Source organism: Bradyrhizobium sp. GCM10028915 (assembly GCF_042666195.1).
GTDB classification, from domain to species: domain Bacteria; phylum Pseudomonadota; class Alphaproteobacteria; order Rhizobiales; family Xanthobacteraceae; genus Bradyrhizobium; species Bradyrhizobium canariense_D.
In genome coordinates this window covers 1,221,720-1,243,096 of the sequence record NZ_JBHTFN010000044.1, presented here as the reverse complement: position 1 = coordinate 1,243,096, position 21,377 = coordinate 1,221,720, and the positions used below count along the sequence as shown (strand labels likewise).

The 21,377-nt window shown below is 62.9% G+C and carries 24 protein-coding genes and 1 tRNA gene; 18 read left to right on the top strand and 7 right to left on the bottom strand.

Going from position 1 to position 21,377, the window contains the following annotated elements:
* Positions 1 to 62 precede the first annotated feature (62 nt).
* Positions 63 to 548 carry an outer membrane protein assembly factor BamE gene (locus tag ACFQX9_RS26165; RefSeq protein ID WP_085383900.1) on the bottom strand — a complete coding sequence of 162 codons (486 nt, stop codon included), beginning with the start codon at positions 546 to 548 and terminating at the stop codon, positions 63 to 65.
* Positions 549 to 646: 98 nt separating this feature from the next.
* On the opposite strand from ACFQX9_RS26165, the gene ACFQX9_RS26160 reads away from it, so the two are divergent.
* The 11 genes from ACFQX9_RS26160 to ACFQX9_RS26110 all read left to right on the top strand — a co-directional run bounded on the left by ACFQX9_RS26160 (position 647) and on the right by ACFQX9_RS26110 (position 7,946).
* Entirely contained in the window at positions 647 to 1,198 is a 552-nt protein-coding gene (locus ACFQX9_RS26160; protein WP_085383899.1) for a ubiquinol-cytochrome C chaperone family protein, read from the top strand.
* Positions 1,195 to 1,758 (top strand): YceD family protein, encoded by a 564-nt coding sequence (locus ACFQX9_RS26155; protein WP_377791033.1) that lies wholly within the window; start codon positions 1,195 to 1,197, stop codon positions 1,756 to 1,758. Before ACFQX9_RS26160 ends, ACFQX9_RS26155 begins: the two co-directional genes overlap by 4 nt.
* 297 nt (positions 1,759 to 2,055) lie before the next feature.
* Positions 2,056 to 3,117, top strand: coding sequence for a phosphate acyltransferase PlsX (gene plsX / locus ACFQX9_RS26150; protein ID WP_247338762.1), 1,062 nt, complete (start codon positions 2,056 to 2,058; stop codon positions 3,115 to 3,117).
* Positions 3,114 to 4,094 (top strand): beta-ketoacyl-ACP synthase III, encoded by a 981-nt coding sequence (locus ACFQX9_RS26145; protein WP_026233249.1) that lies wholly within the window; start codon positions 3,114 to 3,116, stop codon positions 4,092 to 4,094. Before plsX ends, ACFQX9_RS26145 begins: the two co-directional genes overlap by 4 nt.
* Before the next feature lie 133 nt (positions 4,095 to 4,227).
* The gene (locus ACFQX9_RS26140) at positions 4,228 to 4,569 is read left to right on the top strand and encodes an integration host factor subunit alpha (RefSeq protein WP_018456841.1); all 342 of its coding nucleotides are present in this window, start codon (positions 4,228 to 4,230) and stop codon (positions 4,567 to 4,569) included.
* 27 nt (positions 4,570 to 4,596) lie between these two features.
* The gene (locus tag ACFQX9_RS26135) at positions 4,597 to 5,175 is read left to right on the top strand and encodes a MerR family transcriptional regulator (RefSeq protein WP_377791032.1); all 579 of its coding nucleotides are present in this window, start codon (positions 4,597 to 4,599) and stop codon (positions 5,173 to 5,175) included.
* Between the two features lie 110 nt (positions 5,176 to 5,285).
* Positions 5,286 to 5,363: transfer RNA gene (locus tag ACFQX9_RS26130), tRNA-Pro, on the top strand.
* A 164-nt stretch (positions 5,364 to 5,527) separates the two neighbouring features.
* Complete coding sequence (locus ACFQX9_RS26125) at positions 5,528 to 5,839, top strand: hypothetical protein (protein ID WP_085353403.1); 312 nt, start codon at positions 5,528 to 5,530, stop codon at positions 5,837 to 5,839.
* A gap of 51 nt (positions 5,840 to 5,890) precedes the next feature.
* The gene (locus tag ACFQX9_RS26120; protein WP_377791031.1) at positions 5,891 to 6,361 is read left to right on the top strand and encodes a hypothetical protein; all 471 of its coding nucleotides are present in this window, start codon (positions 5,891 to 5,893) and stop codon (positions 6,359 to 6,361) included.
* Between the two features lie 666 nt (positions 6,362 to 7,027).
* Positions 7,028 to 7,375, top strand: coding sequence for a hypothetical protein (locus ACFQX9_RS26115; protein WP_018455146.1), 348 nt, complete (start codon positions 7,028 to 7,030; stop codon positions 7,373 to 7,375).
* Between the two features lie 235 nt (positions 7,376 to 7,610).
* A complete protein-coding gene (locus ACFQX9_RS26110; protein WP_143273391.1) occupies positions 7,611 to 7,946 on the top strand; it encodes a hypothetical protein in 336 nt (111 codons plus the stop codon).
* A gap of 381 nt (positions 7,947 to 8,327) precedes the next feature.
* On the opposite strand, the gene ACFQX9_RS26105 is transcribed toward ACFQX9_RS26110, so the two are convergent.
* Positions 8,328 to 8,567, bottom strand: coding sequence for a hypothetical protein (locus tag ACFQX9_RS26105; protein WP_007603449.1), 240 nt, complete (start codon positions 8,565 to 8,567; stop codon positions 8,328 to 8,330).
* A 331-nt stretch (positions 8,568 to 8,898) separates the two neighbouring features.
* Between ACFQX9_RS26105 and ACFQX9_RS26100 the strand changes: the two genes are divergently transcribed.
* From ACFQX9_RS26100 to ACFQX9_RS26090, 3 genes are all read left to right on the top strand, one after another.
* Positions 8,899 to 9,807: a dihydrodipicolinate synthase family protein gene (locus tag ACFQX9_RS26100; RefSeq protein ID WP_377791030.1), complete on the top strand. Its 909-nt coding sequence runs from the start codon at positions 8,899 to 8,901 to the stop codon at positions 9,805 to 9,807.
* Positions 9,808 to 9,951: 144 nt separating this feature from the next.
* A complete protein-coding gene (locus tag ACFQX9_RS26095) occupies positions 9,952 to 10,923 on the top strand; it encodes an SDR family NAD(P)-dependent oxidoreductase (RefSeq protein ID WP_377791029.1) in 972 nt (323 codons plus the stop codon).
* A gap of 275 nt (positions 10,924 to 11,198) precedes the next feature.
* The gene (locus ACFQX9_RS26090; protein ID WP_377791028.1) at positions 11,199 to 12,317 is read left to right on the top strand and encodes an alpha/beta hydrolase family protein; all 1,119 of its coding nucleotides are present in this window, start codon (positions 11,199 to 11,201) and stop codon (positions 12,315 to 12,317) included.
* A 10-nt stretch (positions 12,318 to 12,327) separates the two neighbouring features.
* Here the strand turns inward: ACFQX9_RS26090 and ACFQX9_RS26085 are convergent, their stop codons facing one another.
* Positions 12,328 to 12,834, bottom strand: a complete 507-nt coding sequence (locus tag ACFQX9_RS26085) for a MarR family winged helix-turn-helix transcriptional regulator (RefSeq protein ID WP_007611061.1) — start codon at positions 12,832 to 12,834, stop codon at positions 12,328 to 12,330.
* Between the two features lie 406 nt (positions 12,835 to 13,240).
* Here ACFQX9_RS26085 and ACFQX9_RS26080 point away from each other — a divergent pair, with 406 nt between their 5' ends.
* On the top strand, positions 13,241 to 14,797 hold the full coding sequence (locus tag ACFQX9_RS26080) for a porin (protein WP_204511371.1): 1,557 nt from the start codon (positions 13,241 to 13,243) through the stop codon (positions 14,795 to 14,797).
* A 304-nt stretch (positions 14,798 to 15,101) separates the two neighbouring features.
* On the opposite strand, the gene ACFQX9_RS26075 is transcribed toward ACFQX9_RS26080, so the two are convergent.
* The 3 genes from ACFQX9_RS26075 to ACFQX9_RS26065 all read right to left on the bottom strand — a co-directional run bounded on the left by ACFQX9_RS26075 (position 15,102) and on the right by ACFQX9_RS26065 (position 16,994).
* Positions 15,102 to 15,581, bottom strand: a complete 480-nt coding sequence (locus ACFQX9_RS26075; RefSeq protein WP_377791027.1) for a GcrA family cell cycle regulator — start codon at positions 15,579 to 15,581, stop codon at positions 15,102 to 15,104.
* A gap of 73 nt (positions 15,582 to 15,654) precedes the next feature.
* Positions 15,655 to 15,852, bottom strand: a complete 198-nt coding sequence (locus tag ACFQX9_RS26070; protein ID WP_007603456.1) for a hypothetical protein — start codon at positions 15,850 to 15,852, stop codon at positions 15,655 to 15,657.
* 200 nt (positions 15,853 to 16,052) lie between these two features.
* Positions 16,053 to 16,994, bottom strand: coding sequence for an acetamidase/formamidase family protein (locus tag ACFQX9_RS26065; RefSeq protein ID WP_018455138.1), 942 nt, complete (start codon positions 16,992 to 16,994; stop codon positions 16,053 to 16,055).
* Between the two features lie 182 nt (positions 16,995 to 17,176).
* On the opposite strand from ACFQX9_RS26065, the gene ACFQX9_RS26060 reads away from it, so the two are divergent.
* The 3 genes from ACFQX9_RS26060 to ACFQX9_RS26050 are packed head-to-tail and all read left to right on the top strand — an operon-like array spanning position 17,177 to position 19,959.
* Positions 17,177 to 17,926 (top strand): YdcF family protein, encoded by a 750-nt coding sequence (locus tag ACFQX9_RS26060; protein ID WP_377791026.1) that lies wholly within the window; start codon positions 17,177 to 17,179, stop codon positions 17,924 to 17,926.
* Between the two features lie 57 nt (positions 17,927 to 17,983).
* Positions 17,984 to 18,766, top strand: a complete 783-nt coding sequence (locus ACFQX9_RS26055; RefSeq protein ID WP_377791025.1) for a DUF169 domain-containing protein — start codon at positions 17,984 to 17,986, stop codon at positions 18,764 to 18,766.
* A 14-nt stretch (positions 18,767 to 18,780) separates the two neighbouring features.
* On the top strand, positions 18,781 to 19,959 hold the full coding sequence (locus tag ACFQX9_RS26050; protein ID WP_204511369.1) for a trans-acting enoyl reductase family protein: 1,179 nt from the start codon (positions 18,781 to 18,783) through the stop codon (positions 19,957 to 19,959).
* Between the two features lie 158 nt (positions 19,960 to 20,117).
* Here the strand turns inward: ACFQX9_RS26050 and ACFQX9_RS26045 are convergent, their stop codons facing one another.
* Positions 20,118 to 21,314: an FAD-dependent monooxygenase gene (locus ACFQX9_RS26045; protein ID WP_018455134.1), complete on the bottom strand. Its 1,197-nt coding sequence runs from the start codon at positions 21,312 to 21,314 to the stop codon at positions 20,118 to 20,120.
* Positions 21,315 to 21,377: the final 63 nt, after the last annotated feature.

The window sequence follows — 21,377 nt, the reverse complement described above, 5'->3', positions numbered from 1 at the left end:
TTGCAGGAGCGTATGGAAGCGTATGCGCAACGGCAAGCCGCACGAAGCCGCAGGCTGAAGGCTCAGTTAAAGCTGAGCAGCTTGAAGATCGGCGTGAGGTAGCTCATCTCCTGGCCCGAGGTCGGCGTCGTCCGGCTGATGAAATCGAAGATCTTGCCGTCCTGGAGACCGTAATTCGCAAGCCGGCGCACACGCCGGTTCTTGTCGAAATAGACCGCGATGACGCGCTGGTCGACCACCCTCTGGTTCATGAAGGCGACAATGCGCTCGGAGCGCTGGGAGATGTAATAGAACACCTCGCCGTCGAGGGTTGCGACGGTGGAGGGGGTGCCCATCACGATCAGCACCTGGTCCTGGCTCGCACCGATCGGGATCTGCTCCAGTGCGCCGGGCGGCAGGATGTAACCCTTCTGGAACTGCTCGCCGGTGCAGCCCGCAAGCGCGGCGCCAACCAGGGCCGCGGCCGCGAACAGGCGCAAGCCGCGCCAACGTGCAAGAAGGCCGCGCGGCTTGTCTGCACGCAGGCTGGTCTGGTTCGTTATCGTCATAGCGGAACTGATTCCGTCCCCTTGCGTCGCGCGAGGCGCTGAAGTACCGGGCGGAGGCTCTGAATGCAACACGCGCGCGCCCGCTTGCGGAAACCACAATGCTTTGGCCGTTCAATCACTTCAGGAAACCCCGCCTAGCCTCGCCGGGCACCATTGAAGCCATCTATGGCATGATCGTGACGCAGGCGCGAGAACCCATATTTTACCGCGACTTGGGCGTGCCGGATACCGTTAACGGGCGTTTCGATCTGTTGCTGCTGCACCTCTGGCTGCTGCTGCGCCGCCTGCGCACGGTCCAGAGCGCCACCGAGCTGTCGCAGGCGCTGTTCGACCGCTTCTGCGAGGACATGGACGACAATCTGCGCGAGATGGGGATAGGCGACCAGACCGTGCCGAAGCGGATGCGGGCCTTCGGCGAGGCGTTTTATGGCCGGGTCCAGGCCTACGATCAGGCCATGGAAGGCGGCGGCGAGGCGCTGGCATCCGCGATCTGCAAGAATATCTTGAACGGGGCCGGCATGGACCAGGCGCAGCAGCTCGCGGCCTATGCCAGGGCGGCCGAGGCCAACCTCGCCCAGACCGGCGAGGCCGCACTGCTGGGTGCGTCCTTCAAGTTTCCTCCAGCGCTTCCTGAGGATGTCACGCCATGACCCGACCGATACCAGCATCCGGGCCCGATCCCTGGCGGGTGACCGTCATCGTTGCACAGATCCCGGATACCGGCCTGCATCGCAAGCTCGAGGCCTCGGCCGCCGAGCGACAGGCTATGGCTGAGACGGCAGGCTTGCGCGAGGTTGTCTCGGTCCAGGCCGATTTCGATGTCGTGCCGAAAAGCGGCAACCGGATCCAGGTCACGGGGCACGTTCGCGCCCGGATCGGCCAGACCTGTGTGGTCACGCTTGATCCGATGGAGAGCGACATCGACGAGGATGTGGACCTGATATTCGCCCCCGAGGCCGAGGTCCGCCGCTTGGCCGACCTGATGGAGGAGGGGCACGACGATCAGGAGCAGGTCGCCGACCCGCCGGAGGCGATCGTCAATGGCATCATCGACCTTGGGAGACTTGCCACCGATGCCCTGTTCCTGGCGGTCGATCCCTATCCGCGCAAGCCGGGGGTCGTGTTTGAGCCCGAGGTTATCGCCCGGGATCCGGAGGACCACCCCTTTGCGGTCCTGAAGGCACTTCAGGACGGGAAGAAAGACAAATAGGTGCCACCTTCTCCAGAGGACCGCTTCGGGACGGGGCGAGATGTTTGCGGCGGTGGTTTGAAAAGCTCGATTATCCGTTTGATTTTGATGTACTTCTTGTGAATTAGTCCGTCCGCAGCCCGATGCTCCCGAATGCAAAAGGCTGGGGGCAAGAGGTTGTTTCGGGATAACAAAACGCTATTGTCGCGCCCCGGTCCGGGTGCGGCGTGGCGCTTGACCGACCGCCATGTTCGTGGCGAACCCATTTGCGGCCCCGCTCGTTCAAGACCGCACCAGACCCAGGTTTCCAGGACTTTTATGCCAAGCAAGGTTCGCATCGCGCTTGACGCCATGGGGGGCGACGCCGGCGCCGCGGTGGTCATCCCAGGCGCCGCCATCTCGCTCCAAAGGCATCGCGAGATCGAATTCCTGCTGATCGGGGACCGCGCCAAGATCGAACCCGAGCTCGACCGCCACCCCACGCTGAAGGCGGCCTCGAAGATCATCCACACCGATGTCGCGGTCAGCGGCGAGGAAAAGCCGAGCCAGGCGCTGCGGCGCGGCCGCAGGACCTCGTCCATGTGGCTTGCCATCGATGCGGTGAAAAAGGGCGAGGCGGATGTTGCGGTCTCCGCCGGGAATACCGGGGCGCTGATGGCGATGTCGCGCTTCCACCTGCGCACGCTGCCGGGCATCGACCGTCCGGCCATTGCCGGCATGTGGCCGACCAGGCGCGGCGATTCCGTCGTCCTCGACCTCGGCGCCAGCATCGGCGGCGATACGCATCATCTGGTGTCGCTCGCCATCATGGGCGCGGCGATGGCCAGCGTGTTGTTCAACAAAAAGCGTCCCACGGTCGGCCTGCTCAATATCGGGGTCGAGGAGATCAAGGGGCATGAGGAGATTCGCGAGGCCGGCGAAATCCTGCGCGCCAGGAACCTGCCCGAGCTCGACTATCTCGGGTTCGTGGAGGGCGACGGCATCGGCAAGGGGGTGGCGGATGTCATCGTCACCGAGGGCTACAGCGGCAACATCGCGCTGAAGGCCGCGGAGGGAACCGCGCGGCAGATGGCGGAATTGCTCCGGGACGAGATGAAGCGGGGCTGGCTGTCAAAGCTCGGCTATCTCTTTGCGCGCAACGCCTTCCAGGCCCTGCGCAACAAGATGGATCCGAACAAATCCAACGGCGGCGTGTTGCTGGGGTTGAACGGGATCGTGGTCAAGAGCCATGGCGGAATCGCTGCCGAAGGCTTTGCCTATGCGATCGATGTTGGCTATGAGATGGTCAAATTCGATCTCCTCAACAAGATCAATCAGATGCTCAATCGCGAAGGTGGTGCACTCAGTTCCGTGCAGGCCGCGCAGGAGGCTGTTTCGTGACTCAAATTCGTTCGGTCGTGCTGGGCTGCGGCTCTTATTTGCCGGAGCAGGTGGTGACCAACGCCCAATTGGCGGCGCGCATTGACACGTCCGACGAGTGGATCGTGCAACGCACCGGCATTCGCGAGCGGCATATCGCGGCCGAGGGCGAGTTCACCTCGCATCTGGCGCTGAAGGCGGCGCAGGCTGCGCTCGCGGACGCTGGCGTGGACGCGCAGTCGATCGACCTGATCGTGCTCGCGACCTCGACGCCTGACAACACCTTCCCCGCAAGCGCGGTCGCCGTGCAGCACGGGCTCGGCATCAACCATGGCGCGGCCTTCGACCTTCAGGCGGTGTGCTCGGGCTTCGTGTTCGGGCTCGCCACCGCCGATAATTTCCTGCGCACCGGCGCCTTCAAGCGCGCGCTGGTGATCGGCGCGGAAACCTTCTCGCGCATCCTCGACTGGACCGATCGCGGCACCTGCGTGCTGTTCGGCGACGGTGCCGGCGCGGTGGTGCTGGAGGCGCAGGAGCAGCCGGGCAATGCCGCGACCGACCGCGGGATCGTGACCACGCATCTGCGCTCCGACGGCCGTCACAAGGCGAAGCTGTTCGTCGACGGCGGCCCGTCCTCGACCCAGACTGTCGGCCATCTGCGCATGGAGGGCCGCGAGGTCTTCAAGCACGCGGTCGGCATGATCACCGACGTGATCGTCGACGCCTTCAAGGCGACCGGGCTCAATGCCGACAGCATCGACTGGTTCGTGCCGCACCAGGCCAACAAGCGAATCATCGATGCGTCCGCGCACAAGCTCCATATCGCGCCGGAGAAGGTGGTGCTGACGGTGGACCTTCACGGCAACACCTCGGCGGCCTCGATCCCGCTGGCGCTGTCGGTGGCGCGCAAGGACGGCCGCATCAAGCGCGGCGACCTGGTTCTGCTCGAAGCCATGGGCGGCGGCTTCACCTGGGGCTCCGCGCTGGTGCGCTGGTAAGCCACACTCGGTAAAATTTTGCCCGAATCAGCGCGGATTATCGATGCGCCTGCATTGATGAGCGCTGTTGACCGCTGTATCGTAAGCTCATAATTTCAGACAACAATTGTTCGCCGTGATGTGGGGCAGGGCGATGACCGATCAAAGTAAAACCGTAACGCGTGTCGATCTGTGCGAAGCCGTCTACCAGAAGGTGGGGCTGTCGCGCACGGAATCGTCTGCCTTCGTGGAACTCGTGCTGAAGGAGATCACCGATTGCCTTGAGAAGGGCGAGACGGTGAAGCTGTCCTCGTTCGGCTCCTTCATGGTCCGCAAGAAGGGTCAGCGCATCGGTCGCAACCCGAAGACCGGCACCGAGGTGCCGATCTCGCCGCGCCGGGTCATGGTGTTCAAGCCGTCGGCGATCCTGAAGCAGCGGATCAACGCCCAGCACCGCACCAATGGCGACGCCAGCAAGGCGCAACCCGAGGCGTAATCCGCCCTCCGGATAAGGATTTGGCATTTGGACAAGGCGCCGGATGCGTTCCGAACCATCAGCGAAGTAGCGCAGGAACTCGACATTCCGCAGCACGTGCTGCGGTTCTGGGAGACCCGATTCTCCCAGATCAAGCCGATGAAGCGCAGCGGCGGCCGCCGCTATTACCGCCCCGACGACGTCGACCTGCTCAAGGGCATCCGCCGTCTGCTCTACGGGGAGGGCTACACCATCCGCGGGGTGCAGCGGATCCTGAAAGAGCACGGCGTCAAATCGGTGCAGGGCCTCGCCGACAGCGCGGCCGCGGTCTCGTTCGGCGCCATCGAGGACGCCGTCGGCGCCAGCCTGATGGAGCCCGAGGAGGAGACCGGCGTGCGCGGCGCCCGCGACAGCGACGATGACGACTACCAGGGCGAGGAGGAGGAGGGCATCGACTTCCGCTTCTCCGAGACCGATGATGAGGAAATCCTCACCACCTTCCGCAAGGGCGGCACCCCCGCCGCGCCCGCAGGCCCCAGCGCCATCGACCGGGAGCGCCTCGGACGGGTGCTCGCCGAGCTCATCGCCTGCCGCGAAATGCTGGATCAGGCGCTCAAGGACACCTGACGCCGGATCTCCTCGGCTTTGGGCAAGTTCCGGGGCCTTTCGGCGGAGACAGCAAAATGGTGTCACCTCGCCTTGCGCAAAGCGGCGATCCTAGCTAATGGAACGACGTTCGGAGCGTGGCGCAGCCCGGTTAGCGCACTAGTCTGGGAGACTAGGGGTCGGAGGTTCAAATCCTCTCGCTCCGACCAAAACTTAGCCGGATTTCAGGGCGTCCGGATTTTCTCAAAGGTAACGGATAGGGTAACGGGCTTATGTCGCCGGGATGTGAATAGCCCGGATAACCAACGACAGCTTGCCCGCGTGTACGTGGGGCGTACCACCATCGCGCGTTGATTCGCCCGGAGCCAGGCACATGGGCACCTCGGATCGTAGATCGCTGACCTTTGAACAAGCCGAGGGTTTGGCACCTCTCCCGGCGCAGCTCGACCGCAAGGAACTTAGTCGAGAACTTCGGGCGAAGCTTTGGGCCTGCATTCATGCAAGGCTTGATCGAGCCTACACCGACATTCTCCATTATCGTGGAAACTGGTCCAGAATTCTGAAGGATCTGCATGTCGACCACCACCACGTTCGCATCGACAAATTCAATCCGAACGGGATCGTCACCAAGATCGGTGACTTGTTCGAAAAAGCCGAATGCCACAAGGTGTACGGTTGGCTTTAGGCTGTTCTTCGGCACCCAAATTGTCCGCCTGATCTCGGTCCAGCAGTTCAGTTGGTATTAGAGAACTGCCGCGCGGCTTACCGCATTGAAGACGGTGTGTTCTGGCCGACTGCCTCAACAGAGGAAGCCGACGCGCTTATCCAGGCGAACGCAGCATTATCTGCTTCGCAATTCGGTGGCGCAAAAACTCACTTAAAAAATGCTGCTTCGAAACTCACCGAAGGAGATTACCCAGCAAGCGTTCGTGAAAGTATCAGCGCAGCGGAGTCAGTTGCGCGCGTGCTCGAACCTACTGGCGATCTTTCGAAGGCATTGTCGGGATTAGAACAGAGGTTGCTCCATCCGGCGCTTAAAAAGGCGTTCCTATCACTCTATGGATATACGAGCGATGAGAAGGGCATCCGACATGCGCTCTTAAGTGAGGCTGAAGCGGACGTTGATGAAGCTGACGCGATCTTCTTTATCGGAGCATGCGCATCGTTCCTCACCTATCTGATTTCCAAGTCGCACACCAGGCGGTAGGGCAATCGGAGTAATCGACGACGTCCGTAAGTGGCTAAACGACGTACCGCTATGGAAGGAACTCGGGACGATACCTGATCGGACGAAGGCGCTTGAGGAAAAGGTTGCCGCATTGGAGGCGGCCCTAAACGGCAAACGGCCAGGCGACGTATGCCCTTCTGCGGTGCGCAAGGCGGTTCCGATGGCGACGATTTACGCAACTCTGGAAGCCCTCGAAAAGAAGGGGTTCGAATCCATGAAAAAGTGCTGCAATTAGCGTAACGCAGCGTAACGGAGCACTAGTCAGCAGAACTAACGCGCTGCAATCCAGCGCGCGAGGGCGCTGCGATTCGGTGCGAACGAGCGCGCGGATTAATGGACGGCTTCGAGGGCTTCGAGCGGATTGAAGAACGGCTTCGGTTGGCCGCAGTACAATTCTTGCCTGCGCTTGAACTTAGCAGCAACAATGAAGACACATTAGTACGGGCTTTGATCTGGGGATCATGCTGTCGGGAATGAGGGTATCAGATGGTCACGTATCGTCTATCGAAACCCCGAATTGTAAAGCAACCATCGGTAGGAACTGGCGACGACGAAGTTTCACTGCCCGTGTGTTGGGCTTGCGCCCTTAGCTCCTGGCTTGAAGCCACTCGCGGGGTCAGTTGGTCATATAGCTCAATCATCCAAATGTTTCAGATGTACTGCAATGGAAATGCGCTCGATCTTGCGTACTTTGGTGAGATTGCAAACAGCCTCTCGATCAACATGGATTACGAGGAAATCGACAGAGCCGACCTCACGTTCGACTATGTATACGAAAAGATGTTTCCTCTGGCGGGGACGTCCGGGAACCATCTCTACATAGTAATGGAAGGGAAAAACCCAGCTCATGTAGTCGTCGCTTATGGGATTCAGCGGGACAACACCGACTACATCGCGATTATGGATCCGCTTCGGGGTGTGCTCGCTGCTCCTACCCTTTCTACCTTCAGAAACAAGGCCACTGGCTTCTTGATAGGCTGGCCCAGGCGATAACGATTGTGAAGCCTACGTCGGGCGGCGCAGCGATTTCTTTCTATTTGTTGCGTTGTAGCCCCGCCCTTACCATTTACCACCGTCGCCGTACCCCGGGCAGTTGGGCGCGGTCTCTCTTGTGCTCTATTTTCTCTCTCTTTTTCCTGTCTACACATTAGTGTCCTGTCCATTTCCAGTTCACTTCCAAGTTGACTCATGTCGTTGGTTCACTGGTTCACCTATAGGGATAACCAAAGTGAAATCAAAACGATTGGAGCCTTCAACCATAGAAGTCGCGCTGGAGCTTGAACGGATCGCTGCTGTGTTGCGGAATAGCCAAGCCATTGCGGACCAATCTCGGAAGCAAATAGCTGAGATGGAAATGAGCGCTTCACCTTGGCAAAGGATCAAAGAAGACGGGTATCGAGGATTTGCCGATTCAGATTTGATCAATGCCTTCGAGAAGATATGTGTTGCGTCGCAGGCCATAGGTCTTCTGATCTTAAGGGAGGGAGAGCTAGAAGGCTTTTGCAGGAGCTTTTCCCGCAAACAAGGCCGAATGGTTAGCGTCAGTCTTACAGCTGGACCTTGAACAAGACGAAAGACTGGTCGAGGCTCGAATCTTTGCGACTAGCATGCTGAGCGTCGTCGCTCGAGTAATTGATGGGCTCCCTCGACTCAAACCTGGATCAGCCACTCTGTAGTTTGATGCCGGGGCGAGGGCGGCGGGCGTGCCGGTCGAGCTGCATCTGCTCCGCGAACAGCCGCACAATTACGCGCTGATGCCGACGCCGGAGGGCGACGCGCGCGTGCGATCATTCTGCGAGCGGTGGCTTAAGGGGAAGGTGTGATCGTTGTCACAAAGCGTGCCGCCGCAATGGGGCTGGCGCTGTCGATGCCCGCGCGGAAGGACGATGCGGCCTCCGGGGCGTTTCCTCGTTCGTCGTCTTGGTGTCGGTAGTTTTGCGGGGCCTTAGGCGTGGCCCTTGATCTCGTAGCGACCCGGAACGCATTTGTAGCGATCGAGCCGCCAGTTGGCGTGGTAGATCGGATGCTCGCCCATCCATTTCGCCAATGGAGCCTGTGCGCCGATCGCACACTGCATCATCGACATCTCGGGCGTCATGTTGCTGTCGGTCACGATTTCCTCGATGCAACTGCCTGAGCTGGCTGCACTCAGCCGGCAGAGCACGGCAACGACGGTCACGAACATTCCAGTCACCTCATCGGTAGTTTCTGACCACGAAGAGGATGCAAGCGGAGTGCCAGAGCCTGTGACGCAAACAACACGCTGGCCTGGCCGACTCGACCCAGCGTCCGGACTCCATTTAACGATTCGGATTGTAAAAAAATTGCCCCTGAACCGAAGCCGGGCAAGTACGGGGAACCGGGTCAGTAACAACCGCAGGGATGTCGAATGCTGGGAGCAGCGCCGCGTCGGTGGCGCTTCACAGGCCGCGCGCAGCCGGTAGGCTCGCAGCACCGTGGCCACTCGCCAAAAGAGCGGGGCCGCCACAAGGGATATGGAAACGCGAGGGCACACCATGAAGACACGACCGACCGGCGTAATCCCGCCGATGACGACGCCGTTCCGGAAGGATGGCGAAATCGACTACACCCTCGTAGCAGCCCAGGTCGACTGGATGATCGGCGCCGGCGCACACGGCGTCGCGGCCGGCGGCTCGACCGGCGAGGGGCATACGCTCGATCACGAGGAATATCGCGACCTGATGGAGGCGACGGTCGCCGCGGTGAAGGGGCGCATTCCCGTCATCGCCGGCATCATCGTCGACTCCACCCGCGATGCGATCCGCCGCGGCAAGCTGGTGCGCGACATGAATGTCGCGGCGCTCCAGGTCACGCCGGTGCATTATCTGTTCAAGCCGGACGACGAGGCGATGGTGGCGCATTTCCGCGCCATGGCGGACGAGACCGGCATGCCCATCATCATCTACAACGTGGTGCCGTGGTCGTACCTGTCGCCGGCGCTGCTGACGCGGATCATGACCGAGGTGCCGCTGGTGGTTGGCGTCAAGCAGAGCGCAGGCGACCTGAAACTGTTCGCGGACCTCATGATGATGGCGCCGGACAAGCTGATCTACAGTGCGGTCGATGCCCTGATGTATCCGTCCTACACATTGGGGGCCCATGGCTCGATCGCCGCGATCCTGACCGCCGCGCCGCATGCCTCCGTCGCGCTGTGGGATGCGGTGAAGGCGGGTGATCATCCGCGCGCGCTCGATCTGCACAAGAAGCTGCTGACGCTGTGGAACGCTGTCATCGCCGACAATCTGCCGGCCTGCACGCGCCATGCGCAGACGCTGCAGGGCTTGCCCAGGACTTACCCGCGCGCGCCGATGCCGGAGCCCTCAAGCGCGCAGCAGGCGGCGATCCGCAAGGCGCTGGACGGCCTCGGCGCGTTGAACGGGCGGCGGGTCGAGGCGGCCGAATAGTCCGCGCCCCGAAATTCCTGATGAACATGGCAGCGCCGATCCGCTTTTACCTGCGGATGCGGCGCTGCTACATTTTGTGCGCGCTTCGATGCACGCGGCGTAGCCATGAAGAAACATACCGACAGGGGAGGGGCCGAAAGTCCCATGAAGGATTTTGCAGGAAAGATCGCCGTCATCACCGGCGGCGGCACGGGAATGGGACGCGAGCTCGCGCGGCAGCTCGTCGCCGAGGGCTGCAATGTCGCGATGTGCGACGTCTCGGAAGCCGCGATGGCCGAGACCAAGCGGCTGTGCGAGCTCGAGAAGCTGCCGCAGGGCCTGCGCGTCACCACCCATGTCGCCGACGTCTCGATCGAGGATCATCTCAAGCGATTCCGCGACGAGCTCGCCGAGCAGCAGAAGACCGACCGGATCCACCTCCTGTTCAACAACGCCGGCATCGGCGGCGGCGGCAGCCTGTTCACCAACACGCGCGAGCAGTGGGAGCGCACCTTCAACATCTGCTGGGGCGGCGTCTATCTCGGCGTCCGCACCTTCCTGCCGATGCTGGTCGCGGCCGACGAGGCCCACATCGTCAACACCGCGAGCGTCAACGGCTTCTGGGCCTCCATCGGCATGAACCAGTCGCACACCGCCTACAGCGCGGCGAAGTTCGCCGTGAAGGGATTTACCGAAGCGCTCATCAACGACCTCCGCCTGCACGCGCCGCATGTCAAATGCTCGGTGGTGATGCCCGGCCATATCGGCACCTCGATCGTCTCCAATTCGCGCAAGGTGCAGAGCGCCGACGGCTCGGAGCGGCTCAACGCCGACGAGATCGCGCTGACCCGCAAGCGCATGGTCGCGGCCGGCGTGCCGGATGCCGACAAAATGTCGGACGAGGACATCCAGGCGGCGTTCGCCGAGCGCGCCCGCAGCTTCCTCGAGGATGCGCCGACGACGGCGGCTCAGGCCGCCAGGATCATCCTCGACGGGGTCAAGGCGGAGCAATGGCGCATTCTCGTGGGTGAGGATGCAAAGCGCCTTGACGAGCGCGTTCGTGCTACGCCGGAGCAGGCCTACGACCGCGCCTTCTACGAAAGTTTCACGCAGGAGGTCGGCTGGCGGCTCGGCTGACGCAGGCGACGAGCGCGCGCCGATATAGGTATGATGCGCATCATGGCAAGAGGCGCGCAGGCAATTTCACGTGCCACCTCTTGCCAGTTCGCTGCCGGCGTTTCTTGGCCGTGTCGGCCACTCCTGACGCATTGGAATGTCACGCATGCGACACATCCCTGCGTTCAAGCGATGGTGATCTCGAACGGCTCTCATTGGGCGCGCCGCAGCTTGGTCAGGGAACCAAAATAGTTTATTCAGTCACGTGTAAGGCGATGACCAGAGCGTAGCTCCCGATGATACCCGCATGCCTCTCCGACGACTGGATCCTTTGCCCGGAGGGAGAGGACATCTCCGCTGAGTTCACGCGGCTCCTCACCGCGGCCCAGGACGGCGGCGCCACGATCGCCGAATGCCTGATGATCGCGCGGCAGCTGAAGCGGGGCGACGACCAGTCCTGGCATCGCGAGTGGAAGAAGCTGGCGCAGGCCAATCGCCATCGTGCCGAGGCCGCGTTCGCGGAAGGTCACAGGGCGACCGCGCAGCGCAATTGGCTCCGCGCCATGAATTACTACAGCGCGGCCGCAATGCCGCTCGATCAGGCGGACGAGCGCCGCTGGGTCGCGGTCCTCGCGATGCAGGATTGCGCCCGCCGCTTCCTCGCCGCGCGCGACCCTGCCGGGGCAGTCGTGACGATACCCTGGCTCGACGGACATTCGTTGCAGGGCTATTTCCTGCCCGCGCACGCGCCGTTGGGACGCGTGCGAGCCCCGACCGTGATCTGCATCGGCGAGCCCGGCCATCGCAAGGAAGAGTTTCTGTTCAAGCTCGCGCCGCACGCGCGCGAGCGCGGCTTTTCGCTGCTGGCGCTGGACCTGTTCGGCGACCAGCGCGACGATTATCTCGACGCGCTGTTGCGGCGCCGGGATCTCGAGAGTGCGATTCCGTGCGTCATGGACTATCTGGAGACGTGCAGCGAGGTCGATTTCGAGCGCGTCGCGATCGTCGCCGATGGCTGGGGCTCTTCCTTCGTGGCGCGCGCGGTGCTGCAGGAGCCGCGGCTTGCCGCCGCCGTCTGCGATGGCGGCCTATGGGACCTGCACGAGCGGGCCTTCTTTGCCAGCCGATTCGCGATGAGCGACGTCAGCATCGTTCCGGTGCCGCATGCTCCGCTGATGGCCTCCAGCGCCGACTGTCCGGTGCTGATCACGCTCGGCGAGGACGGCTGGCTCAAGGCCGATCGGGCGCGTCAGATCGTCCAGACCTCCCGGCTCGGCAGTTCGGATGTCATGTTGAAGGTGTTCACCGCGGCCGAAACTGGCGCGGCGCAGGCCCATGCGGACAATCCGAGCCTTGCCAATGAATACATCTTCGATTGGCTGGAATCGCGGCTCGGCGCCGCGGGGCGCATCTGAGGACGTCGCCTCAGAAGTCGAGGGTCAGGCGGACGCAGGCCTTTTCGAGACGGGTCTTCAACATCGCGAGCTTGGTGGTGAATTCCGTCAGCTCTTTCTCGTCGAACTCCTGGAAGACGAATTCCTTGATCGTCTTGTACTGCTCGTTGAGGCTCGCCAGGTGCTTTTGCGTCTTCTCGGTCAGTGATAGTCGGACCACCCTTGCGTCGGTCGGCGAGGGGCGCCGGCGCAACAGGCCCTTCTTCTCGAGCAGCTTGGACTGGGTGGTGACGAACGACGGATCGACGTGGAGCAGTTTCGAGACGACGTTGACCGGAATGCCGTCGTCCTTGTCGAGGTCGGAGATCGCCATCAGGATCAGCCATTGCGGGCCGCTGATGCCGAGCGTTCTCGCCCAGAACTGACGCAGCTCCTCCAGATACATGTTGATCGACGATATCTCCCAGGTGAAGCGCCTGATGATATCCAGATTGCCGATGGTGCGGAGGCGCGCCCCTTCTTTCCTCGTCGCTGACACAGCGTCACTCCCGTGATCTGATTTGTATGCGGCCGGTGTCGTGCAAGCCATAGTCCACGCAAGCCTGCTCTGACGCAAGTGCAGAGCAGGGTAATTTTGTCAGTAAAACTACAAAGATGATCAGCTCACGGAATCGGTTCGCAATGGTGTTGCGAACGGGGCACAGGTTTAGCAAAACCAACAAAGCTGACTAAATAAGGTATTTTGATTACCGAAAGGCGCAGGCATATTGCTTCGTGGCGGTGGGGGGTACTCGATCGTCCCGTTGCAGGTGGTTTGCTCACGTCCCTCGCGTCGAAAGAGGGTGTGTCCGAAGCGCAAAGCGGCCGAGCGGATTTCAAAGACGGGGATCTTGGGGGGCCTCACGGTCCGGTCTTCGTAAAATGAGCAACTTGGAGGTTTTAATATGAAAGTGGTGAAGAGCCTTTTGCTCGGCACTGCGGCGGGTCTGATCGCCGTCGGTGGAGCTCAGGCGGCTGATCTTCCGGTCAAGGCCAAGGCGGTCGAGTATGTGAAGGTCTGCTCGCTCTACGGCGCGGGTTTCTATTACATCCCGGGCAGCGACACCTGCATCAAGCTGGGCGGCTATCTGCGTGCCGAAGTGGCGCTCAATGCCGGCGGCAATTACAGCGCCCAGTACAACAACGTCTTCGCGGCCAACAACCGCCTGACCAACTATTACTCGATGCGCGCTCGTGAAGATCTCAACATCGACACCCGCACCGCAACCGAGTACGGCGTGGTCCGCACCTATTTCGATGCGGTCTTCACCTGGACGACCGGCAACTATGTCGGCGCCGGTTCGGGAACGGGTGCGACCCAGTACAGCGGTACGCTCGGCCTCAACGCCGCAGGCACGAGCCTGATCGGCTCCAGCGGCGGCGCCGTCAACGGCACCGACGGCACGATCTCGGGCGGCGCGCTCGGCGTCTACTACGCCTTCATCCAGTTCGCCGGCTTCACCATGGGTAAGGCCGTGTCGCAGTTCGACGCGCCCTGGATCAACTATCCCGGCAACAACTTCGACCAGCTCGTCGGCGGCAGCGGCACCACCAACGGTGTTGCCCAGTTCACCTACACTGCCGATCTCGGCCAGGGCGTGACGGCGATCGTCTCGGCCCAGGACCAGACGCAGGTGTTCCAGACCGCGCTCTGGAATACGGCCGGCATGTCCACCGCCGGCGTCCTCGGCGGTGCCTACGGCTCCAACGATCTCGGCGGCACCCGCTCCCCCGATCTCGTCGGCACGCTCCGTGTCGACCAGGCCTGGGGCCTGTTCCAGGCCTCGGTCGCTGCGCACGACAACCACGTCGGCTATTACGGCGCGAGCGAAGTAACCGGTCATCCTGAAGACAAGTGGGGCTGGGCCGTCCAGCTGGCGCTGTCGATCAAGAACATCCCGACCGGTGCAGGCGACGTGATCAACATCTCGGGCGTCTACACCGACGGCGCGAGCCGCTACAACTTCCAGGAGCTGGCAGCGACCAGCTACTCGATGTTCGGCGGTTCGGGCGGCGCGTATCAGAGCATCGGCTTCGCCGGCGTGTCTGACGCGGTGTTCGCACCCGGCAGCGGCCTCGAGCTGACCAAGACCTACGGCTTCCGTGGTGCCTACACTCACAACTGGAGCCCGTACTGGAATTCGGCGCTTTATGGTGCGTGGGCTGCCGTCAACTACAGCGGCACCGCCAAGGGCATGATCTGCGGCAGCGCCGCGTTCGCGACCCTGACCGGCACCTGCAACCCGGACTTCAACATCGGCCAGATCGGTGTCATCACCCGCTGGACCCCGATCAAGAACCTGACCTTCTCGGCTGACTTCACCTACAGCCATCTTGACCAGAAGTACTCGGGCGTGATCACCACGCCGGCGCTCACCAGCGTTGCCAAGCCCGCGGCGACCTATGAGCTGAAGGACCAGGACACCTACAGCCTGTTGGTTCGCGCCCAGCGCAACTGGTAAGCTCAAGACCTTCGGATAGGACGCAGCCCCGGCGGGACACCGCCGGGGCTTTTTTATGAGGTGGGCTTCTTTGCGAGCGGGCGTTCGGAAATCCGGCGGCACGTGCGGGCGACGAAGACGAGCCATGCGAATCGATCGGCCCAAATTTATTTACTTACCTGAGCTACTAAGCTATATAGCTCCCAGCCGATGACGAAAGTTGCGGCTCTGACTTGATGCTAAACCTCCAGAAACCTCCGGCAATGCCCTGCCGGAGGTTTTTCGTTTTGGGCATGGCTCCAGGACTCGCCTCCAGGACTTGGCTCTAGCCGCGCATGACGCGCGCGCGGGAATTCGGCCGGTAGGCGAGGCGGCTGTGGCCGGCGCAATAGGACTGGCCGTCGGGTGCGGAGTTGCCGCAGAAGCAGAAATCGTCGGCGCCAGGTGTCGAGATCGGCCAGCGGCAGCGGTTCTCGGCAAGCTCGAGTAGCGAGCAGCGATTGGCGTCGTCGATCGGACCGGAGACCATCGGCGCGCCGGTCTCGCGGTAGATCGTGGCGAGCATCTCATATTGCAGCCGCGGCACGGTCCGCGGCGCGCGCGCCGCCGCCAGGCCCCTGTCGTGAACCTTGCGATCGTCGATGGTTCGGCCGCGCGTGAGATTGAGGCGAGACAGCTTGCCGATCACGGCGTTGCGGCTGACGCCAATGTCGGCGGCGATCTCGCGGCAGGAGAGCCCGGCCTCGAAATGCTGCCTCAGAAGTTCGATGCGTTCGTCGGTCCAGGTGGGTGAGAGAACAGGCATGTGTAACGGTCCCAGGTTGCAGATGTCGGCCATCCGCCTCTCGAGATCCGTCCGCCTCACGTTCGGCGCGCGCTCACGTCCTGCCATTGTCGCGAATCGACAAAAGCCCGTCCTTGATGGCGAGACGGATGCCTTCCTCGATCAAGGTACGTGCGACGCCGGGAACGCTGGTGCCGTGGGTGCCCTGTCTCACCAGCTTCTCCAGATAGGTGATGGTCGAGAGCGCCAGGGTTACGGGAATGCGGTCAGTCTCGGCTTTTTCGGTGGCCATGGCCGAACGCTAGCCTCTTACTCGGGTACATAAAAGTTACGATTAAGACTCTATTTAGGTTTGGAGGCAGAAGTCAAATGCAGGCTGCGGCGCCTGGTCAGCCCGTTGGAATCGCGAGGGAAATTTAGGCATGGCAAGGCACGCCGCGCGGCAGGCCGGCGGCGGCGTGGCTTCGACCGGTCAGGAGTGGGCCGGTCGGCTCAGCCGTGCACGATCGTCTTTTCGATCATGCAATGGATGCCCTTGGAGCCGTTGACGGTCTGGGTCACCCGCAGATCGGCCGCCAGGCTGCACAGCGTATAGGCGTCCTCGCGCGACAAATTGCGCCTCTCGCCGAGCAGCACGATCATGTCGCGCAGCGCCCGCACCACGCACTGGTCCAGATCGGGGTCCATCGCCATGGTCATGTAATGCGTCGCCGTCTCGCCACGGGGATAGTCGAGCCTGAGGTCCTTGCGCAGCGTCAGGCGAAAGCGGCCCTGAAGCGCGGTCTCGATCGCGGTGACGCAAACCTCGCCGTCGCCCTGCACGCCATGGCCGTCACCGCAGGAGAACAGCGCGCCCGGGACGAACACCGGCAGATACAGCGTCGCCCCGGCGCCAAGCTCCTTGTTGTCGAGATTGCCGCCCATGGCGCGAGGAACGAGCGAGGAGATGCGGCCCCAGGCCGGCGGCGGCGAAACGCCCATCACGCCGAAGAACGGCTTGAGCGGCAGGTCCAGCCCCCACGGCATGCGGGCGACCATCCGGGAACGGTCGAGCGGGATGTTCAGAATGCGCGTCTCGTGGAAATCGTCGGGCAGGGTGCCGGACAGCGGCTTGATCATGTTCCAGCCCCAATCCTGCCGGAGCTGGACGTCGAGGATCTCGACCGCGAGCACGTCGCCGGGCTCGGCGCCCTCGAGCGCGATCGGGCCGGTGAGGATGTGGCCGGGCAGCATGCGCTCGTTCTGGGCATGAACCTCGTGCATCTCGGGCGGAATGTGAAATTTGCTGCGGTCGGGCAGCATGTCCGGACCGCCGCTGATGGTGTCGACCGTGACCTCGTCACCGCTCGCGATGGTGAGGACGGGCTTGAGCGCAGCCTCGAAGAACCCCCAATGGCAGGTCTCGGGGCTGGAATGCAGGTGGTGATGGGTCATGTGGCGTCCGTCCGTTTCACAGGCCCGGGCTTGACCAGGCAATCGATCCTCTTCCAAGAAGCTTTCTGAAGATCGACGGGCGGGTCAAGCCCGCGCGCAACAGGCACGATCATTCCAGCGAGGCTCCCCTGCTTTTTGTCCTGTCCAAGACCCTCGGCGCAGCGGTGCTGCCGATCAACTTGATGATCGAGCTCGGAATCGTCTCGATCGTCCTGATGGCGACGCGCTTTGCCGCCTTCGGCCGCAAGCTCGCCGCGGCCACGCTGATCCTGCTGGCGCTCGCCGCGTTTTCGCCGCTCGGCAACCTCTTGCTCTATCCGCTGGAGTCGCGTTTTCCGCCGTGGGATCCGTCGCGCGGTGCGCCCGATGGCATCATCGTGCTCGGCGGCTCGATCGACACCGATCTGTCGGCGGCGCACCGCACGCCGGTCGTCGCGCACGCGGCCGATCGCCTGTTTGCGCCGGCCGAGCTCGCGCGCCGCTATCCGAACACGCGCATTGTCTTCACCGGGGGCACCGCGAACCTGGTTTCGAAGGACTCCCGGGAGGCCGACTACTCCGCGCCGATCCTGGAGAATCTGGGCATCGCGAAGCAGCGCCTGATCCTGGAGCGGGACTCCCGCAACACCTACGAGAATGCCATCTTCACCAAACAATTGGTGTCGCCGAAGGCGGGCGAACGCTGGCTCCTGGTCACGTCGGCCTTTCACATGCCGCGTTCGATGGGAATCTTTCGCATGGCGGGATTCGACGTCGAAGCCTATCCCGTGGACTGGCGAATGGGCGGGCGTGACGATCTCTTCTCTTTCACCAATGTCGGCACGGACGGGCTCGGCCGAACCGAGGTCGCCGTGCGCGAATGGATCGGGCTCGTCGCCTACCGCCTGATGGGCCGGACTGGCGAGTTGCTCCCGGGGCCGGCGAAGGACTAGAACCGTTCAAGAAGCAATAACAGCACCGGCTCACGGTCGCCGGCCCCGGAGGACGCCATGCAACAGCAGAGTGCAGACAGCATCGATCTTGCCGGCCTCGTCGCCGATCTCAACAGCCTGTTGCGGCTGAAGACCACGGTGATCGGCATGAAGCTGTTCGCGCGGACCGCGGACATGGAGGCAATCCCGAAAATCCGGCGGCCGAACGCGGTCCACACCACCGACCAGATCGTCAGCATGGCTGCGCGCCTGGGCTGGACCGTGGGCATCACGGCCGATGATCTCGTCGGCGCGCAATGCCGCGCGGTGATCGGCCTTGCACCGCAGGACGAGAAATGGCTCGCCGGCGAAAACTATGTCGGGGTCTGGCACGGCACGGCGGAGGACGCACGCAAGCGCCAGGAGGCGCTGGACGTGGTTCCGTTCGGGCAATATCAGGCGCTCGCGGTCAGTCCGCTGGCGAGCGGCCGGTTCGATCCGCCGGACATTTGTCTCGTCTATGCCACGCCGGGGCAGATGATCATCCTGATCAACGGGCTGCAATACACCGGCTACAAGAAGTTCGAATGGGGCGTGGTCGGCGAGACCGCTTGCGCCGATTCCTGGGGCAGGGCGCTCAAGAGCGGTGAGCCCAGCCTGTCCTTGCCATGCTACGCCGAACGGCGCTATGGCGGCGTGCCGGACGAGGAGATGCTGATGGCCCTGAAGCCGGAACATCTCGCCAAGGCGGTTGTGGGCATGAAGGCGCTGGCGAAGAACGGCCTGCGTTATCCGATCCCGCCCTATGGTATTCAAAGCGACGTCCGTGCCGGCATGGGCGTGAGCTACGCGAAGAAGTAAAGCAAAGGCGGATCATGAGCTCTGCGAAATTCGACATCGTCGTTTATGGCGCGACCGGTTTTACCGGCCAGCTCGTCGCCGAATACCTGACCCAGCGTTACAAGAGCGACCACGCGCTCAAATGGGCGATGGCAGGCCGCAGCCTCGGCAAGCTGAAATCGGTCCGCGATGCGATTGGCGCGCCCGGGAATACGGCGTTGATTGTCGCGGATGCCTCGGATGCGGCTTCGCTGAAGGCGATGGCGGAGCAGACCATGTCGGTGATCACCACCGTCGGCCCGTATCAGCTCTACGGCGAGGAGTTGCTCGCGGCCTGCGTGGCCACGGGCACGGATTATTTCGATCTCTGCGGCGAGCCGATCTGGATGCGCCAGATGATCGACAAGTACGAGGCGGCTGCAAAAGAGAGCGGCGCGCGGATCGTGTTGTCGTGCGGCTACGATTCCGTGCCGTTCGAGCTCGGTACATTCTTCGTCCAGGAAGAGGCTAAACGTGTCTTCGGCGCGCCGGCCCCGCGGGTGAAAGGGCGTGTGCGCGACATGCGGGGCACGCTCTCGGGCGGCACCGCCGCCAGCGCTAAGGCGACCTTCGATGCGGTGGCCAAGGATCTCAGCCTTGTCGCGATTCTCAACGATCATTTTGCGCTGACGCCCGGCTTCACCGGCCCGAAGCAGCCGAAAGGCAACAGGGCCGCCTTCGAGGAGGATCTGCAATCCTGGGCCGCGCCGTTCACGATGGCGCTGATCAACACGCGCAACGTTCACCGCTCCAACATGCTGATGGGATTCCCCTACGGCCAGGACTTCGTCTACGACGAGATGGTCCTGACCGGTCCCGGCGAGAAGGGCGAGGCCAACGCCAAGCTCGTGATGGCTGCCAATGCGGGCAAGACCGGCCCCGACGCACCGAAGCCGGGCGAGGGGCCGTCGAAGGAAGAGCGTGAAAACGGTCTGTTCGATCTGCTCTATGTCGCGATCGCACCCGATGGCCGCATGGTTCGCGCCGGCGTCACCGGCGACCGCGATCCCGGCTACGGCTCGACCTCGAAGATGATCTCCGAATGCGCCATCTGCATGCTGCGGGACACGACTGACGTCGCAGCCGGCTTCTGGACCCCGGGCGCGGCGATGCAGCACAAGCTGATCAAGCGGCTGGTCGAGAATGCCGGGCTGACGTTCGCGGTGGAGAAGTAGAGGCGGTCACTTGCCGCAATCACGGTGTCATCGTCCGGCTCGACCGGACGATCCAGTATTCCAGAGACGGCACCGATTGAATCGAGAGGCCGCGGCGTACTGGATGCCCGCCCCGGTGCGCAAGTGCGCACAAGGCGGGCATGACAGCGTTCGTGCCACTACACCGCCCGCGCGTCGTAGGCGTACATGAACTCCATGCTTTTCGCGCCCAGCGGCAGCAGCCATTTCATCATCTGATTGCGAATCCACGCGCCGGTGGCGCTGAACTCGCGCTTGTTGTTGCCGTTACGGCGGGCCATGGCGACGATCTTTTCCGTGCGCGGGCGCCGTTCGGCCTCGAAGGCCTGGAAGGTGGCGCCGAGCTCCCGGCCTTGCTGCATCAACCGGGCGAGGCGCATCGCATCCTCCAGCGCGAGCGAGGCGCCCTGGCCGGCATGGGGGCTGGTCGCATGGGCGGCATCGCCGATCAGCAGCGAGCGCTTGCGCGACCAGGTCGGCAGGGTGGCGACGTCGAGCGTGTCGGTGACCACGATGTTCTCGGCTGCCTCGATGATGCCAGGGATCGGATCGTGCCAGCCGCGGTGGAAGCCGCGCAGGTGCTGCTTCAGCGTTGCATGGTCGAGCGCGCGAAACATCGCCGCGTCCATGCCGTGCGCGGGTTGCGTGCTCCACCACATCACGCCGTCGTTCGGATCGGGGCTGCAATAGCCGTAGCCAAAGAAGCCGCTCTGTCCGAACGTGGTTTCAACGTGCCGGCCGATCGGCCGGCCATCCAGGACGGCGTGCGGCACGAAGCCGCCGAAGCCGATCAGTCCGGTATCGAACGGCTGCGGCCCGTCCGGGACGACTTGGCGCCGCGTCACCGAGTGCACGCCGTCGGCGCCGATCACGAAGTCGCCTTCGGCCGTGGTACCGTCGGCGAAGTAGGCGATGATCGGCTGGTCGGCGCGATCCTCGATCTTGATCAGGCGCTTCTCGAAATAAAGTGAAACGCATGCGCACCAGGCCTTGTCGATCAGCATCTCGTTCAGCGTGGCGCGGCAGACATTGACCGCGGGCTGGCCGAAGCGCCGCGCCATGTCGCGATTGATCGAGCCGAGCCTCTCTCCGGCTTGCGAATAGAAGTCGAACGATTCCGCGATCGAGCCGCGGCTGATCAGCTCATTGGAAAGGCCAATCTCGTCCATGACTTGCATGCCGTTCGGCGCGATCTGAAGGCCGCCGCCGATGCCTTTCGAATAGGGCCAGCCTTCGTAGATCGCGGACTCGATGCCGGCGCGGCGCAGCAGGACCGCCGCGACGGGGCCGGCGATGCCGGCGCCGATGATCAGGGCCTTGCGAGGACGATAGGACATGGCTTGCTCCCGACGTTTCCGTGGTGCTAGGAGAATTACAGTCGCTAAATCTCTTAGTGACTA